Annotated in this window: 15 protein-coding genes; 1 reads left to right on the plus strand and 14 read right to left on the minus strand. The window is 71.2% G+C overall.

The window, feature by feature from the left end; translation table 11 throughout:
• Nucleotides 1–21: 21 nt before the first annotated feature.
• The 3 genes from ACF3NH_RS07125 to ACF3NH_RS07135 all read right to left on the minus strand — a co-directional run bounded on the left by ACF3NH_RS07125 (nt 22) and on the right by ACF3NH_RS07135 (nt 3,749).
• On the minus strand, nt 22–1,176 hold the full coding sequence (locus tag ACF3NH_RS07125) for an amino acid ABC transporter permease (protein WP_422922360.1): 1,155 nt from the start codon (nt 1,174–1,176) through the stop codon (nt 22–24).
• A gap of 186 nt (nt 1,177–1,362) precedes the next feature.
• Nucleotides 1,363–2,565 carry an amino acid ABC transporter permease gene (locus tag ACF3NH_RS07130; RefSeq protein WP_422922361.1) on the minus strand — a complete coding sequence of 401 codons (1,203 nt, stop codon included), beginning with the start codon at nt 2,563–2,565 and terminating at the stop codon, nt 1,363–1,365.
• 140 nt (nt 2,566–2,705) lie between these two features.
• The gene (locus ACF3NH_RS07135; RefSeq protein WP_198366997.1) at nt 2,706–3,749 is read right to left on the minus strand and encodes an amino acid ABC transporter substrate-binding protein; all 1,044 of its coding nucleotides are present in this window, start codon (nt 3,747–3,749) and stop codon (nt 2,706–2,708) included.
• A gap of 318 nt (nt 3,750–4,067) precedes the next feature.
• On the opposite strand from ACF3NH_RS07135, the gene lhpI reads away from it, so the two are divergent.
• Entirely contained in the window at nt 4,068–5,033 is a 966-nt protein-coding gene (gene lhpI / locus ACF3NH_RS07140; protein ID WP_422922362.1) for a bifunctional Delta(1)-pyrroline-2-carboxylate/Delta(1)-piperideine-2-carboxylate reductase, read from the plus strand.
• 61 nt (nt 5,034–5,094) lie between these two features.
• Here lhpI and rpsO read toward each other — a convergent pair whose 3' ends face one another.
• The 11 genes from rpsO to metK all read right to left on the minus strand — a co-directional run bounded on the left by rpsO (nt 5,095) and on the right by metK (nt 15,913).
• The gene (rpsO, locus tag ACF3NH_RS07145) at nt 5,095–5,367 is read right to left on the minus strand and encodes a 30S ribosomal protein S15 (protein ID WP_198366995.1); all 273 of its coding nucleotides are present in this window, start codon (nt 5,365–5,367) and stop codon (nt 5,095–5,097) included.
• Between the two features lie 13 nt (nt 5,368–5,380).
• Nucleotides 5,381–6,382, minus strand: coding sequence for a tRNA pseudouridine(55) synthase TruB (gene truB / locus ACF3NH_RS07150; RefSeq protein WP_198366994.1), 1,002 nt, complete (start codon nt 6,380–6,382; stop codon nt 5,381–5,383).
• Nucleotides 6,383–6,560: 178 nt separating this feature from the next.
• On the minus strand, nt 6,561–6,953 hold the full coding sequence (locus ACF3NH_RS07155; RefSeq protein ID WP_422922363.1) for an acyl-CoA thioesterase: 393 nt from the start codon (nt 6,951–6,953) through the stop codon (nt 6,561–6,563).
• Nucleotides 6,954–6,966: 13 nt separating this feature from the next.
• The gene (gene rbfA / locus ACF3NH_RS07160; protein ID WP_198366993.1) at nt 6,967–7,401 is read right to left on the minus strand and encodes a 30S ribosome-binding factor RbfA; all 435 of its coding nucleotides are present in this window, start codon (nt 7,399–7,401) and stop codon (nt 6,967–6,969) included.
• Nucleotides 7,402–7,531: 130 nt separating this feature from the next.
• Nucleotides 7,532–10,267 (minus strand): translation initiation factor IF-2, encoded by a 2,736-nt coding sequence (gene infB, locus ACF3NH_RS07165; protein ID WP_422922365.1) that lies wholly within the window; start codon nt 10,265–10,267, stop codon nt 7,532–7,534.
• Nucleotides 10,268–10,327: 60 nt separating this feature from the next.
• Nucleotides 10,328–10,954, minus strand: a complete 627-nt coding sequence (locus ACF3NH_RS07170) for an RNA-binding protein (protein ID WP_422924735.1) — start codon at nt 10,952–10,954, stop codon at nt 10,328–10,330.
• A gap of 19 nt (nt 10,955–10,973) precedes the next feature.
• Nucleotides 10,974–12,584, minus strand: a complete 1,611-nt coding sequence (gene nusA, locus ACF3NH_RS07175) for a transcription termination factor NusA (RefSeq protein WP_422922366.1) — start codon at nt 12,582–12,584, stop codon at nt 10,974–10,976.
• A gap of 2 nt (nt 12,585–12,586) precedes the next feature.
• Nucleotides 12,587–13,171, minus strand: coding sequence for a ribosome maturation factor RimP (gene rimP, locus ACF3NH_RS07180; protein WP_422922367.1), 585 nt, complete (start codon nt 13,169–13,171; stop codon nt 12,587–12,589).
• 155 nt (nt 13,172–13,326) lie between these two features.
• Entirely contained in the window at nt 13,327–13,848 is a 522-nt protein-coding gene (locus ACF3NH_RS07185; protein WP_198366988.1) for a hypothetical protein, read from the minus strand.
• A 61-nt stretch (nt 13,849–13,909) separates the two neighbouring features.
• Complete coding sequence (gene trmB, locus ACF3NH_RS07190; RefSeq protein ID WP_198366987.1) at nt 13,910–14,599, minus strand: tRNA (guanine(46)-N(7))-methyltransferase TrmB; 690 nt, start codon at nt 14,597–14,599, stop codon at nt 13,910–13,912.
• Nucleotides 14,600–14,725: 126 nt separating this feature from the next.
• Nucleotides 14,726–15,913, minus strand: a complete 1,188-nt coding sequence (metK, locus tag ACF3NH_RS07195) for a methionine adenosyltransferase (protein ID WP_198366986.1) — start codon at nt 15,911–15,913, stop codon at nt 14,726–14,728.
• Between the last annotated feature and the right edge of the window lie 166 nt (nt 15,914–16,079).

A 16,079-nucleotide genomic window follows, 5' to 3' on the forward strand; every position in this document is an offset into this window, starting at 1 on the left:
TGTCCTGCATCAGGCCCTCCCTCAGCGGACCCGGTGGCGGTTCAGCTCCGCCTCCAGGTTCTGGCTGTAGCGGGACATGGCGAAGCAGAAGATGAAGTAGATCAGGCCGACGGTGACATAGACCTCGATGCCGAAGCCCTGCCAGGCGGGCTCGACGATCGCCGTCTTGCCGGCGGTCAGCAGGTCGAAGATGCCGATGATCAGCACCAGCGAGGTGTCCTTGAAGAAGCCGATGAAGGTGTTCACCAGCGGCGGGATCACCAGGCGCAGCGCCTGGGGCAGGATGATGAAGCCGGTCTTCTGCCAGTAGGAGAGGCCGAGCGCGTCGGCCGCCTCGTACTGGCCCCGTGGCAGGGCCTGCAGCCCGCCGCGCACCACCTCCGCCAGATAGGCGGCGGCGAAGAGGATGATGGCGATCTGCGCCCGCAGCAGCTTGTCGATGTTCATCCCCTCCGGCAGGAAGAGCGGGAACATCACGCTGGCCATGAACAGCAGCGAGATCAGCGGCACGCCGCGGATCAGCTCGACATAGAGCACGCAGAGCATCTTGATCGCCGGCATGCGCGAGCGGCGGCCGAGCGCCACCAGGATCGAGAGCGGGAAGGCCAGCGCGATGCCGAAGGTGGCCAGGATCAGGGTGATCGGCAGGCCGCCCCAGCGCTCCTGCGGCACATAGGACAGGCCGAACACCCCGCCCCACATCAGCACGCCGATGGCCGCCAGCGTCACCAGCCAGACCAGCGCCAGCGCCGGCCGCCAGAAGCGGCGCATGGCGGAGACGATGTAGAGGCCGATGAAGAGCAGCACACAGATGGCCGGCCGCCAGTGCTCCTCGTAGGGATAGGTGCCGAAGAGCATGAAGCGGTGCTTCTCGGTCACCACCGCCCAGCAGGCGCCGGCGCCGTTGAGCGCGCGGCAGGCCTGGGTCTGCGCCTGTCCGTTGGTGACGGGCACGGACCAGATGGCGTTGACGAAGGCCCAGTCGATGAAGCCCAGCGTCCAGCGGACGATCAGATAGGCCAGGGCCAGGGTGACGGCGGTCGAGATCCAGGAGGAGAAGAGGTTGGCCCGGGCCCAGGCGACGGGGCCCACCACCGTGATCGGCGCGCGGCGCGGCCCGACGGCGGCATCCTCCACGGGGCGGGGCGCGGTGGCTTCGGCGGCGATATCGGCCATGGCTCAGCGCTCCACCAGCGCGATGCGCGCCGCGTAGCTGGCCCTCGGGCCAGCGAAGCAAGTCCCCGCGTAGCTGGTCCTCCGGCCAGCGAAGCAGGACCCCGCGTAGCTGGTTCTCGGGCCAGCGAAGCCGGAGGGAAAGGCAATGCGCGGGCCATGGCCTGCGAGCTTCGGCTTATCCATGGCTCAGCGCTCCACCAGCGCGATGCGCGCATTGTACCAGTTCATGAACAGGCTGATCGACAGGCTGATGGTCAGGAAGACCAGCATGATGATGGCGATGCCCTCGATCGCCTGGCCGGTCTGGTTCAGCGTCGTGTTGGCGATCGAGACGATGTCCTGGTAGCCGATGGCGACGGCCAGGGAGGAGTTCTTCGTCAGGTTCAGGTACTGGCTGGTCATCGGCGGGATGATGACGCGCAGCGCCTGCGGCAGAACGATCAGCCGCATGATGCGCCCGCGCTGGAAGCCCAGCGCCTCCGCCGCCTCCCACTGCCCCCGGGCCACCGACTGGATGCCGGCGCGCACGATCTCGGCGATGAAGGCCGCCGTGTACATGACCAGGCCGATCAGCAGGGCGAAGTATTCCGGCGTGACGGTCAGGCCGCCGGTGAAGTTGAAGCCGCGCAGCGCCGGGATGTCGCCCTGCCACGGAGCGCCGAGCACCGCCCAGATCAGAATCGGCAGGCCCAGGATCAGGCCGAGGGCGGCCGGCCATACCCGGCGCGGCTGCCCGTCCCGCATCTGCTTGGCCCGGGCCGAGCGGGCGTAGAAGACGGCCAGCACGACGCCGATCACCAGGCCCAGCAGCGCGAAGCTGTGCGCGTCCTGCCACTGGATCCAGGGCAGCTTCAGGCCGCGGTTGGAGAGGAACACGCCCTCGGCCGGATGCAGCGCCTGCCGCGGCGACGGCAGGCCCTGCAGGATGGCGTACCAGAACAGGAGCTGCAGCAGCAGCGGCAGGTCGCGCACCACCTCGATGTAGACGCCCGCCAGGCGGGCCAGCAGCCAGTTCTTCGAGAGCCGTGCGATGCCGATCAGCGTGCCGAGGATGGTGGCCAGGACGATGCCGACCACCGCGACCTTCAGCGTGTTCAGCACGCCGACGAGAAGCGCGCGCGCATAGGTGTTGGTGGGGCTGTAGGAGACGAGGCTCTCGGCCACGGGCAGGCCGGCCTCGCGGCCAAGGAAGCCCCAGCCGGTGGCGATGCGCCGCACCTCCAGATTGTGGTTGGTGTTGCGCACCAACCACCAGACGATGGCGACGACGATCCCGACGACCAGCACCTGCCAGATGATGGCGCGCAGCCTTTCATCGGCCCAGGAGAGACGGATTCCCTTCCTGGGCGGGGCGCGAAGCAGCCGGGGATCGGCAGCGGTGTCTGACATGCGTGAAAGCCTCGTTTTTGTTCGTCTTGCCCGCTTCTCTCGACGATCCTGACCCGCCGAGGCGTCTTCGCGCCAGTTGTTTCGGGCCGGCACGGAAGCTTGGCGGGGGCGCCCTCAGGACGCGCCCCGCCGGTCGGCCCTTAGCGGAAGGGCTGGGCGTATTGCAGGCCGCCCTGGGTCCACTGCGCGTTCGGACCGCGCTGGATGCCGAGCGGCTTCAGATGCCGCTCGAAGACCTCGCCGTAGTTGCCGACGGCCTTGATGATGTTCACGGCCCAGAGGTTGTCCACGCCCAGCATCTGGCCGAGGCCGCCGGTCTTGCCCAGCATGCGCTGGACCTCCGGGCGCTGGTCGCTGGCGGCCACCTGCTCGACATTGGCGGCGGTGATGCCGAGCTCCTCCGCGGCCAGCAGCGCGTAATGCGTCCAGCGGACCAGGTCGGCCCAGCGCTGGTCGCCATGGCGCACGCCGACGGCCAGCGGCTCCTTGCTGATCACCTCCGGCAGGATCACGTGCTCGCCCGGGTTGGGCTGGGCGGAGCGCGTGGCGGCGAGGCCGGAGACATCGGTGGTGTAGGCGTCGCAGCGGCCGGCGACATAGGCGCTGACCAGCTCCTCCAGCCGCTCGATGATGACCGGGGTGAACTTGATGTTGCTGGCCCGCGCCCAGTCGGTCAGGTTCTGCTCGGTGGTGGTGCCGGGCTGCACGCAGACGGTGGCGCCGTCCAGCTCCTTCGCCGAGCTCACGCCCAGGCTGGCCTTCACCATGAAGCCCTGGCCGTCGTAGAAGTTGGTCGCCGGGAAATCGAGGCCGAGCGAGGTGTCGCGCGAGAGCGTCGCGGTGGTGTTGCGCGGCAGCACGTCGATCTCGCCGGACTGCAGCGCGGTGAAGCGGTTCTGCGCCGTGGTCGGCACGTAGCGGACCTTGTTGGCGTCGTTGAACAGCGCCACGGCGAGGGCGCGGCAGTATTCCACGTCGAAGCCCTGCCAGCGGCCCTGGCTGTCGGGCTGGGCGAAGCCGGCGAGGCCGGTGTTGACGCCGCAGGTCAGGCTGCCGCGCGACCTGATCGCGTCCAGCGTGGCGGCGTTCTGCGCCGGCTGCTGCGCCAGGGCGGGCAGCGCCAGGATGGTGGTCATGGCCGCCGCGCTCAGGGCGCGAAGGGTACCGAGCCGCAAGGGCTTCATTCAGACTCTCCCAGTTTATTCGCCCGCCGGCTCTTGCCGGCGATGCCTCCCGTTAGGCCTGCTTCCGGACCGCCAGGCCAGGCGGTGGTCGGGCCGCCGCGGCGGCACCCCCTCTCGCCCGTTAGCCTTGCGGGGCGGATGGTGCAATCATCCCGAACGATATCGCCATCCTGGCCAGGACCGGAGGATATCGCAGACCGCCGCCGGCGACGTCCATCCGGCATGCCCGCACGTGGCATGTCCGGGACTTAGCAATGCCCGTGCCACCGGAGGCGGCGGCGCCCGCCCCTTCGGCCGCAGAGGAGAACCGACCACCCCATGCTGTTGACCGATGCCGCCGAGACCGCGCGCCACCTCCCCTGGGACCGCCTGGACGAGGCCTTGCGGAGAATGTTCGAGACGGGATGCGACGCGCCCCTGCGGCACCGCCACGCCCTGCCGCAAAAAGAGGCAACGGAAGGCTCCCTTCTGCTGATGCCGGCCTGGCAGGCCCACCGCTATACCGGCGTGAAGATCGTCCACGTCAATCCGGGCAATGCGCGCCAGCAGGGGGAGCGGCCGGCGCTGCAGGCGGTGCACTCGGTCTACCTGCTGTCGCATGGCGAGACCGGCCAGCCGCTCGCCATCCTGGATGGCGGCACACTGACCGACCGCCGCACCGCCGCCGCCAGCGTCCTCGCCGCCGGCTTCCTAGCGCGGCCGGACAGCCGCAGCCTGCTGCTGCTCGGCAGCGGCAAGGTGGCGCAGGCCCTGGCGGAGGCCTATGCCGCGCGCTTCCCGCTGCGCGAGATCCGCATCTGGTCGCGCCGGCCGGAGAGCGCGGCGCGGCTGGCGCGGCATCTGGCGGGGGAGGGGCTGCCGGCGAGGGTGGCGGAACGGCCCGATCCGGCCGGCGCCGACATCGTCTCCGCCGCCACGCTCTCCGCCGCGCCGCTGCTGCGCGGCGCCGAGATCGCGCCCGGCACCCATGTCGATCTGGTTGGCGCCTTCCGCCCCGACATGCGGGAGAGCGATGCCGCGCTGGTGGCCAGGGCCAGCCTCTTCGTGGACACGCGCCCCGGCGCCCTGGCCGAGGCGGGCGACGTGGTGCAGGCGATCGCCGAGGGGGCGATCGGCCCGGAGCACATCGCCGCCGATCTGTTCGAACTCTGCCGGGGGGAGCATCCGGGCCGCCGCGCGGCGGGGGAGATCACGCTGTTCAAATCGGTGGGCTGGGCGGGAGAGGACCTGGCGGCGGCGATCCTCGCCTATGAAGGCGCCGCGCCGGGAACCCCGGCGCCCTGAACGCGAAAGCGCCGGCCCCCTCGCGGAGGCCGGCGCTTCGGACCCATCGGGCCGGCCGCGGTCAGCGGCGCAGGTTCAGGCGCTCGATCAGGCTCTGGTAGCGCGCCTGGTTCTTGCGCTTCACGTAGTCCAGCAGGCCACGGCGCTGGCCGACCAGCACCAGCAGGCCACGGCGGCTGTGGAAATCCTTCGGGTGGGTCTTCAGGTGCTCGGTCAGCGAGGAGATCCGCTCGGAGAGCAGGGCGACCTGCACCTCGGGGCTGCCCGTATCGCCTTCCTTGGTGGCGTACTGCTTGATGATCTCGGCGCGACGCTCGGCGGTCACAGTCGACATCGGCTCTTGCCTTTCAGTTCGCCGGCTCGTCCGCTTCGGGCGCGACCGGCAGGAGGGTCTTCTCGCCCGGGCCGAGCCACCGCTCCGGCTTGGCGAGGCCGGAGTCCAGGCGCACGAGTCCCTTCAGGCGCTCCCCCGCCATGGCCCGCGCGAGGCCCCCATCGGGGCTGGCGTCCTCGGGTATCCGCCCCATCAGCTCGACCAGTGAAATGGCCTGACCGAAGGAGAGGCGTGCGATCTCCGCTTCCGTGAGGGCCAGAGCCGGGATGTCGGCCAGCGCGGTCGTCACGGGGAGCAGCAGATCCGGGGAAGGAGGCGGGGTATCCTCCGCGCCGCAGAGTTTGTCCAGCGGAATCGCATCCTCCTCGAGGAAGGGCCCGACCCGCATCCGGCGCAGCGTCGCGATATGCCCGACGCTGCCCGCCGCGCGGGCGATGTCGCGCGCCAGGCTGCGCATGTAGACACCCTTGCCCGACTGCACGGTGAACACCGCCGTGTCGGCGTCGGGGCGGGATTCCAGCTCGAAGCGATCCACCCGCGCAGGCCGCGCGGCCATCTCCGGCACCTGCCCGTCGCGCGCCAGGTCGTAGGCGCGCACGCCGTTGATCTTCAGCGCCGAGAAGATCGGCGGCACCTGCATGATCTCGCCGATGAAGGCGGGCAGGGCGGCGCGGATCTGCTCGTCCGTCGGCCGGGCCTCGCTCGTCTCGATGACCTGGCCCTCGGCGTCGTCGGTGTCGCGCGCCTCGCCGAAGCGCAGCGTGAAGCGGTAGGTCTTGGTGCCGTCCATGACGTAGGGCACCATCTTCGTGGCGGCGCCGAAGGCGATGGGCAGCACGCCGGTCGCCAGCGGGTCCAGCGTGCCGCCATGCCCGACCTTCTGCGCCTGGAAGGCCCGCTTCAGCTTGTTCACCACATCCGTCGAGCCGATGCCGGAGGGCTTGTCGACGATCAGCCAGCCATCCATCGGGCGGCCGCGCGGGCGGCTGTTCGGCTTGCGGTAGGGGCGGGACATGGCTCTTTTCACTGCGGAAGGGGGAAAGCGCCCGCGCCGGATCGGGATGCGCGGCGTGCCGGAAACCCGGTCCCGGGCGCGAAGGTGCGGGGGGATACACCTCCCGCCGGGCCGATGCAATCATCGCACGGGGCGTGGCATCCCCCGGCGCCCCTGACGCGGGCCGCCCGGCCCGCGCTCAGGCCGGCGGCAGGGGCCGCGGCCGCCCCGTCGCGTCCAGCGCCACGAAGGTGAAGACCGCTTCGGTGACGCGGTTGGCGTGCTCGCCCTCGCGCTCGCGGCGCCAGGCCTCGACGCGGATCTTCATCGAGCTGCGCCCGGTCGAGAGAATCTCGGCATAGAGACTGACCTCGTCGCCGACCCGCACCGGGGAATGGAAGGTGATGGCCTCCACCGCCACGGTGGCGCAGCGGCCGCGGGCCCGGCGCGCGGCGGCATTGCCGGCGGCGAGATCCATCTGCGCCATCAGCCAGCCGCCGAAGATATCCCCGGCGGGGTTGGTGTCCGCCGGCATGGCGATGGTGCGGATCATCGGCGCGCCCTCGGGCGGCGCCGTCTCAGGGGTGTTCAAGAGGGTCGCGTCCTTACCGCTCGTCCTCCCGCGGCGGAGCCTGCTCTCCCGCCGGGCGGGGCTGGAGGTCCTGCTGCACCTCGGGGCGGCGCATCACCGCGTCGATCTTCATCGCATAATCCAGCGCCGTGTCGGGCTGAAAATGCATCTCGGGCGCGAACTTCAGCCGCACGGCGCGGGCGACCTGGGTGCGCAGGAAGGGCTGCACGCGCTTCAGCGCCTTCAGCTCCTCGGGCGTCACCGCCCGGCCGAGCGCGGCGACGAAGCAGGTCATGTGCTTGAGATCGGGCGAGGCGCGCACCTCGGTCACGGTGATATGGCGGCCGTCCAGGTCGGGATCGTGCAGCTCGCCGCGCAGGAAGACGGCGGAGAGGGCATGCCGCACCTCCTCCGCGACGCGGAGCATGCGCTGGCTGGGGGCGCCGGGGGTGGCGGTCTTCTTGGGCATGGGGCCTCACGAACAACAGAAGCGGGCGGCAATGGAAAAGGCCGGGGGCGGACCCCCGGCCTTGCTTCCGGCCGGAAGCCGGAGAGGCGGCGCGGGGCGCGGAACGGCCGCCCCGCGCCCCCGCCCCGGCTCAGGTGGCGGCGACCGTCTCGGTCTCGTAGCACTCGATCTGATCGCCAATCTTGATGTCGTCGTAATTGGCGAAGCTCATGCCGCACTCATATCCGTTGGTGACTTCCTTGACGTCGTCCTTGAAGCGGCGGAGCGTCGCCAGCTCGCCCTGGTGGATGACGATGCCATCCCGCAGCAGGCGGACGCCGCAGCCGCGCCGGACCACGCCCTCGGTGACGCGGCAGCCGGCGATATTGCCCAGCCGCTTGACCTCGAAGACCTCGAGGATCTGCGCGTAGCCCAGGAACTTCTCGCGCTGGATGGGGGCGAGCTTGCCGCGCACCAGCTGCTCCACGTCATCCGCCACCTCGTAGATGATCGAGTAGTAGCGGATGTCGACGCCGTCCCGCTGCGCCAGCTCCCGCGCCTGCGCCGTCGCGCGGACGTTGAAGGCGACGACGATGGCGTTGGACGCCTTGGCCAGCTGGATGTCGCTCTCGGTGATCTGGCCGACGGCGCTGTGCAGCACCCGGACCTTCACCTCGTCGCGCGACAGCTTGTTCAGCGTCACGCCGAGCGCCTCGGCGGAACCCTGCACATCGGCCTTGACGACGACCGCGACCTCCTTCTGCTGGCCGGCGGCGACACGCGCCATCATGTCGGCCAGCGTGCCGCGGGCGGCACCGGCGGCGGCGGCCTGCTTCTCCCGCAGCTTGCGCTGACGGAACTCGCTGATCTCGCGCGCCCGGCCCTCGTTCTCGACGACGGCCAGCGGCTCACCGGCGGAGGGCACCCCGGAGAGGCCCAGGATCTCGACCGGCAGGCTGGGTCCGGCCTCCTTCAGCTGGCGGCCCTTGTCGTCGAGCATGGCGCGCACGCGGCCCCACTCGGCGCCGGCCACCACCATGTCGCCCTGCCGCAGCGTGCCCTTCTGCACCAGCACGGTGGCCACCGGACCCCGGCCCTTGTCGAGCTTGGATTCGATGACCGTGCCCTCGGCGGCGCGGTCCGGATTGGCCTTCAGGTCCAGCACCTCGGCCTGCAGCAGGATCGCCTCCAGCAGCTTGTCGAGGTTGGTGCCCTTCAGCGCCGAGACCTGGATCTCCTGGGTGTCGCCACCCAGGGATTCCACGACCACCTCGTGCTGCAGCAGCTCGTTGCGGACACGGTCCAGGTTGACGCCCGGCTTGTCGATCTTGTTGACCGCCACGATCATCGGCGCGTTCGCCGCCTTGGCGTGGTGGATGGCCTCGATCGTCTGCGGCATCACGCCGTCATCGGCCGCGACGACCAGCACCACCATGTCGGTGACGCTGGCGCCGCGGGCGCGCATGGCGGTGAAGGCGGCATGGCCCGGCGTGTCGATGAAGGTGACCTTCTGGCCCCCCGCCACCGTCACCTGATAGGCGCCGATGTGCTGGGTGATGCCGCCGGCCTCGCGCGCCGCCACGTCGGTCTTGCGCAGCGCGTCCAGCAGGCTGGTCTTGCCGTGGTCGACATGGCCCATGATGGTCACGACCGGCGGCCGCGTCACCAAGTCCGCCTCGGCGTCGACCATGCCCTCCAGGCCCAGCTCGACGTCGGATTCGGAAACGCGCTTCACGCGGTGGCCGAACTCGTTGACCACCAGCTCCGCCGTGTCGGCGTCGATGGTCTGGGTCAGCGTCGCCATCACGCCCATGCGGAACAGCGCCTTCACCACCTCGCCGCCACGTGCGGCCATGCGGTTGGCGAGCTCCTGCACCGTGATGGCTTCCGGCACCACCACGTCGCGCACCACCTTCACGCCATCGCTGCGGAGACGCTGCAGCTCCTGCTGCCGCCGCTCGCGCTCGCGGGCGCGGCGGACGGAGGCCATGGAGCGGCTGCGCTCGTCCTCGCCCTCGATGGCGGCGGCCACGTCGATGCGGCCGTCGCGGCGGCGATCGCCGCCGATGACCGGCTTCTTGGCGGGGGCGGCGGCGGGCTTCTTCGCGGCGGCGGCCGGCATGCCGGGGCGGCGGACCGGGCTGCGCCGCTCCTCCTCCTCCCCCTCGCGGCCGCGCAGGGTCAGGCGCGGCGGGGCCGCACCAGGCGCGGCGGCCGGCGCGGCCGCGGCACCGGGACGGCGCAGCGGCGCGGCGGTGCCGGTGGCGGGACGCGCACCCACGGGGCGCGGGCCGGGCGCGGCGCCGGACGGCGCCTGGCGCGCGGCGGCCGGGGGCGGCGCCAGCTTGCGCGCTTCCTCCTCGGCCTTACGGCGGGCCTCGTCCTCAATCTTCTGGCGCGCCTCTTCCTCGGCGCGGGCGGCGGCCTCCTCGGCGGCGCGGCGCTCCTCCTCGGCCTTGCGCGCGGCCTCCTCGGCGGCGCTGCGCACCATCAGGGCCTGGCGCTCGCGCTCCTCGCGCTGGCGCTGCGCCTCGGCGCGCCGGTGCTCCTCCAGCACGCGCAGGCGGGTGGCCTGCTCGGCCTGATTGAGCGGACGGCCGGGCGCGGAGCCGCTGCCGCCGCGCGTGCCGGGACCGGAGGCGCCGCGCTGCGGGCCACCGGCCATGCGGGGGCCACCCGCCTGCGGGCCCGCGGCCGGCTTGGCGCCAGGGCCCGCCGGGCCACCGGCCCGCTTCTTCACCACCTCGACCTGCACGGTCTTGCCGCGACCGTGGCTGAACGACTGCCGCACCGTACCGGCGGCCTCCGTCTTGCCCAGCTCGAGTCGTCCGCCGGGCCGGAGGCTCAGCCTGCTCTTCGCAGCATCCTGTTCATTCTGGTCGCTCATTCGTTCGCCTGAACCCGATCCGTCTTGTGCCATCAATCCTGTCGCGAGCCGTTGCCGGGCTCACGTCCCCGCTCCGCTCGCGTTTGAGGAGACAGCGGCCAGACGGCCCGCCTCCTGCACCAAAATGTCCGCGATGCGTCCGGGTGCTATCGCCACGTGCACTGCATGATCCCTTCCGAACACCGCGCCCAACTCCTCCGCCGTCAAGGCCAGCACCAACGCGACATCGCGCCGGCCGGCCAGCCTTGCCCGCTCCGAGGGGCTTCCGTCACTCGCCTCGACCAGCACGCCGACCCGTCCGGCCTGAAGCCATTCGCGCACCTGCTGGAAACCGCACACCGCCTGTCCGGCCCTGCGCGCCAGGCCCACCTGATCGCGCAAGCGATCCCTCAGGCCTTTTTCAATCCGCGCGCGAAGATCGGGGGGCACATGCACCTGGCCGCGGGCCGCCCTCGGAAAGGCGCCCCGGCTCACGGCGCGTTCTAGCACATCGGCCCTCGCGCTCAACCACATTCCCCGTCCGGGCAGCTTCCCGCCGAGGTCGGGCACGATCTCCCGCGCATGCGTCCCGCCGGGACCGATGACGAAGCGGATCATCGCTTCCTTCGGCCCACTCTCCCGCGTGACGATGCAGCGGCGCAGCGGACCCTTCGGCTCCGGCTCCGGGCCTTCCCCCTCGGGGGGCAGGCCCGGCGGGAACTCCGCCTTACCGCTCGTCGCCCGTCTCCCCGGCCTCGGCCTGCGGCGTCTCCGCCGCCGGATCCTCCACGGGGCCCTCATCACCCGTCCCGCCGTCCTGCTGGCCTTCCTGGGCGAACCAGTGCTCGCGGGCGGCCATGATGATGGCGTTCGCAGTTTCCTCGTCCACCGCCTCGGGGCCGAGGATCTCGATCAGCTCGTCGGCGGCGAGATCGGCCAGATCGTCCAGCGTCTTCACGCCCTTCTCGCCGAGCGTCACCAGCATGGCGGGGCTGAAGCCGCCGGCCTCGGCCACCGCGTCCTCGACCCCGAGCGCCTGGCGCTTCTCGTCGAGTTCCTGATCGCGGCGGTCCAGGAAGGCCTGGGCGCGCCGCTTCAGCTCGGCGGCGACATTCTCGTCGAAGCCCTCGATCTCGGCGAGATCCTCCTCGGGCACCTCGACCAGCTCCTCGATCGAGGAGAAGTCCTCGCTGACCAGCAGGCCGGCGATGACGTCGTCCACGTCGAGCGCCTCGACGAAGAGGCCGGTCCGCTTGCGGAACTCCTCCTGCCGGCGCTCGCTGGCCTCGGCCTCCGTCAGGATGTCGATGTCCCAGCGCGTCAGCTGCGAGGCGAGCCGCACATTCTGGCCGCGCCGCCCGATCGCCAGCGACAATTGGTCATCCGGAACGACGACTTCAACCCGCTTGCTGTCGTCGTCCATCACCACCTTGGAGACCTCGGCCGGGGCCAGGGCGTTCACGACGAAGGTGGGGTTGTCGGCCGACCAGGGGATGATGTCGATCTTCTCGCCCTGCAGCTCGGCGACGACAGCCTGCACGCGGCTGCCGCGCATGCCGACGCAGGCGCCGACCGGGTCGATCGAGCTATCGCGGCTGATCACCGCCATCTTGGCGCGGCTGCCGGGGTCGCGCGCCACCGCCTTGATCTCGATGATGCCGTCGTAGATCTCCGGCACCTCCTGCGCGAAGAGCTTGGCCAGGAAGCCGGGATGCGTGCGGGAGAGGAAGATCTGCGGCCCGCGCGGCTCCTCGCGCACGTCGTAGATATAGGCGCGCACGCGGTCGCCGTTGCGGAAGGCCTCACGCGGGATGGTCTCGTCGCGGCGCAGCAGCGCCTCGGCGCGGCCGAGATCGACCATCAGGTTGCCGTACTCGGTGCGCTTGACGACGCCGTTGACGACCTCGCCCACGCGGTCCTTGTACTCGTTGAACTGCTTGCCGCGCTCCACCTCGCGCACCCGCTGCACGATCACCTGCTTGGCGGTCTGCGCGGCGATGCGGCCGAAGTCGATCGGCGGCAGCGGATCGACGATGAACTGGCCGACCTCGATGCCCGGCTGGATCTTCTGCGCGATGCGCAGCGGGATCTGCGTCGCCTCGTTCTCCACCGGCTCCTGCTCGACCACCTCGGTCCAGCGCGAGAGCTTCACCTCGCCCGAGCGGCGGTCGATGACGGCGCGGATATCCTTCTCGTGCCCGTACTTGGCGCGGCCGGCCTTCTGGATGGCCTGCTCCATCGCCTCCAGGACCTCGTCGCGCTCGATCATCTTCTCGCGGGCGACGGCCTCGGCGACCTGCAGCAGCTCGGGGCGGGCAATGGCGACATCGGCGGCCATGGTCAGTTCCTCTCGTCGCGGGGCGTCTCGGCCCCGTCTTCGTCCTCGTCCTCACCCGCCGCGACCCTCAGGCGCGCGGCCTCGGCCGCCGTGGCGGCGATCAGCTCGTCGGTCAGCACCAGCTTGGCGCGGCGCATGTCGGCCCGTGGCAGGGCCACCTCGCCGCCATCCTCCAGCCGCAGCCGCACCACCTCGGCATCGGCGCCGAGAGCGATGCCGCGGAAGCGGCGCCGGCCCTCGAAGGGGATGCTCATCTCCACCGTCGCCAGCTGGCCGGCGAAGCGCTGCCAGTCCTTGGTGCGGGTCAACGGACGGTCGATGCCGGCGGAGGAGACCTCGAGGTTCCATTCGCCGGTGAAGGGATCGTCCACGTCCAGCACGGCGCCGACGGCGTGGCTGATCGCCTCGCAATCCTCGACGCCGATCAGCCGACCATCGGCGCGGTCGGCCATGATCTGGACGGTGGGCGTCTGCTTGCCCTGGATCTGCACGCGCACGATCTCGTAGCCCATCGACGCCAGGGTCGGCGCGATGGCGGCGGTGATGCGGGCCTCGAGGCCCTCGTTGAGAGGCAGATCGTCTTCCAAAAAACAAAAAAGGCGGCCCGCGAAGGCCACCCCCCTGACTGTGCAGCGAAGATGTTCTGCCAGCCATATAGTCCCAGGCCGGAGGCGGCACAAGGAAAACCACGGGTTAGGGCGGGGAGGGGACTACCCGGCGCGCCGGCCTGTCGCGCCCTGGCCTATCGGACCAGGGAGAGCCGCGCCAGATGCGTCACCCGGCAGAGGCCGTGGCTGCGGCGGGACAGCACCTCCCCCGAGAGACGGTTGTCATAGACCTGGGCGAGGCCGAAGCCGTGCAGCCGCAGCAGCAGGAAGTGGCCGGTCACGCGGACCAGATGCAGCCCGGGGGCAAGTCCGCCGCGCCGCGCCAGCCCGAGCAGCGTGGGCCGGCCCGCGACCTCCAGGGACTCGACGGTCACGCCCCCCAGGTCGAGCGCCGCCACCACGTCGCGCCAGTAGGCGATGTCGATCTCGCCATGGGCATAGCGCTCCGGAGCCGCCTGGCGCAGCAGGCCGCAGGCGGCGTGGTAGGAGCAGTCCGCCGCCAGCGCCACCGCCGCCGGCCCGCACCAGGCGGCATAGCCGCCCCGCTCCGCCGCCAGGGCCTCCGCGCCGCGCCGCCCGGCCTCGTCGCGATCCAGAGGATTGAAGAAGCGCCTGTCCATGCGGCGCACGGTGTGGGGCGGGGCGAAGGGGGTCAATGGATTTGCATCACACCCGATGCAAAGAAACCGCAGTGTTGCTCGCCGGCCACGAATCGGCTCAGCCGCGGCGGCGCCAGATCCAGTACAGCGGCCGGCGCCCCTCGCGCAGCGCCTTGGCCTCGTAACGCGTGCCGGGCCAGCCCTCGGGGCGCGACTCGGCCAGCGAGACCGGCTCGAAGACGTCCTGCGCGCCCATCACCTCGCGCACCCAGTCCTGGTAGGTCGGGTCGTCGGTGGCGATGCGCCATTCGCCGCCGGGCCGGATGGCGCGGCCGAGCACCGGCAGAATAGCCGGATGCACGAAGCGCCGCTTGGCGTGGCGCGCCTTGGGCCAGGGGTCGGGGAACATCAGGAACAGGCGCGAGAGGCTGCCCTCGGGCAAGGCGCGCAGGAGGCGGCGCGCATCCTCGGTCCAGAGGCGCAGGTTGGGCGGCAGCGGGGCCGTCGCCTCGCCGCCCTCGGGCACCAGCCGGCCGAGCAGCGAACAGATGCCGTTCTCGAAGACCTCGGCGGCGATCAGCCCGGCGCGCGGATGCGCCGCGATCTGCGCCAGGGCGTGCTCGCCGCCGCCGAAGCCCACCTCCAGCCAGAGCTCCTCCGGCCGTCCGGGAAAGCTGCCCAGCGGGTCCAGCGGGTCGAGGGCGAGGCGCGGCAGGGTCGTCTCCAGCAGGGCCTGCTGCCGGGCGCGCAGCGGATGGCCCCGGCGGCGGCCGTAGAGGCGATCGGGGACGGCGGGGGTCTCGGTCATCGGTCAAACCAAATGAAAAGGAGGGGCAGGGGAGAGGGAAACCCCCCCTGGAAATTCCCCCTGGCCCCTCCCGTCGTCGCGGGAAGGCCGGCCCCGGCGGCGCCGAAGCGCGCCGGGGCCGCCGCGTCACCGGCCGAAGGCGCGCTTCAGCTCGGCGGCGAGGTCGGTCTTCTCCCAGGTGAAGGTGCCCTTCTCGGCATCCGGCGCGCGGCCGAAATGGCCGTAGGCGCTGGTCGGCGCGTAGATCGGGCGGTTCAGGTGGAGATGCTCGCGGATGCCGCGGGGCGAGAGGTTGACCATCTCGTTCACCACGCGGGCCAGCTTGGTCTCATCCACGTCGCGGCCGGTGCCGTGCAGGTCGAAATAGACCGAGAGCGGCTTCGAGACGCCGATGGCGTAGGAGACCTGGATGGTGCACTTCTCGGCCAGGCCGGCGGCGACCACGTTCTTGGCCAGGTAGCGGCAGGCATAGGCCGCCGAGCGGTCCACCTTGGTCGGGTCCTTGCCCGAGAAGGCGCCGCCGCCATGCGGCGCCGCGCCGCCGTAGGTGTCGACGATGATCTTGCGCCCGGTCAGGCCGCAGTCGCCGTCCGGGCCGCCGATGACGAAGGTGCCGGTCGGGTTCACGTAGAACTCGTCCTCGGGCACGCTCCAGCCGTCGGGCAGGCTGCTGACCACGATCGGGCGCACCAGCTCGCGCACCTGCTCCTGCGTCATCCCCTCCTCGTGCTGGGTGGAGACGACGACGGAGGAGACGCCGACCGGCTTGCCGTCCACGTAGCGCAGCGTCACCTGGGACTTGGCGTCGGGCAGCAGGCCGGCCACCAGCTTGTCCTTGTTGCGGCGCAGCTCGCTGATGCGGCGCAGGACCAGATGGGCGTAGTAGAGCGGCGCCGGCATGAGGTCGGGCGTCTCGGTGCAGGCATAGCCGAACATGATGCCCTGGTCGCCGGCGCCCTCGTCCTTGTTGCCGGCGGCGTCCACGCCCTGGGCGATATGCGCCGACTGGGCATGCAGATGGCAGGCGATCTCGGCGTTCTTCCAGGAGAAGCCTTCCTGGTCGTAGCCGATGTCGTGCACCGCCATGCGCGCCAGATGCATCAGCAGCTCGGGCGTCACGCTCGCCGGGCCGCGGGTCTCGCCGGCCAGGATGATGCGGTTGGTGGTGACCAGCGTCTCGCAGGCGACGCGGGCATAGGGATCGGCCTCCAGGAAGGCGTCCAGCACGGTGTCGCTGATGCGGTCGGCCACCTTGTCGGGATGGCCCTCGGAGACGGATTCCGAGGTGAACAGATATTCGCCCTTGTCGCGCATGGCCTCATTCGTCCTCTTGTCGCGGCGGCGACCGGTTCGCCCCGGCCTGGCAGTCCCCCGGGGGTTCCGGGCGGGGGGCTGTTTCGCAAGCGCGGCACAGGGGGTCAAGCGAAGAGAAGGCGAGGCGAGGGCGCCGGGCGCAGGGCGGCCATGCGGCGCGCATGGC

Source organism: Pseudoroseomonas sp. WGS1072 (genome assembly GCF_049340465.1).
Taxonomy (GTDB): Bacteria; Pseudomonadota; Alphaproteobacteria; order Acetobacterales; family Acetobacteraceae; genus Pseudoroseomonas.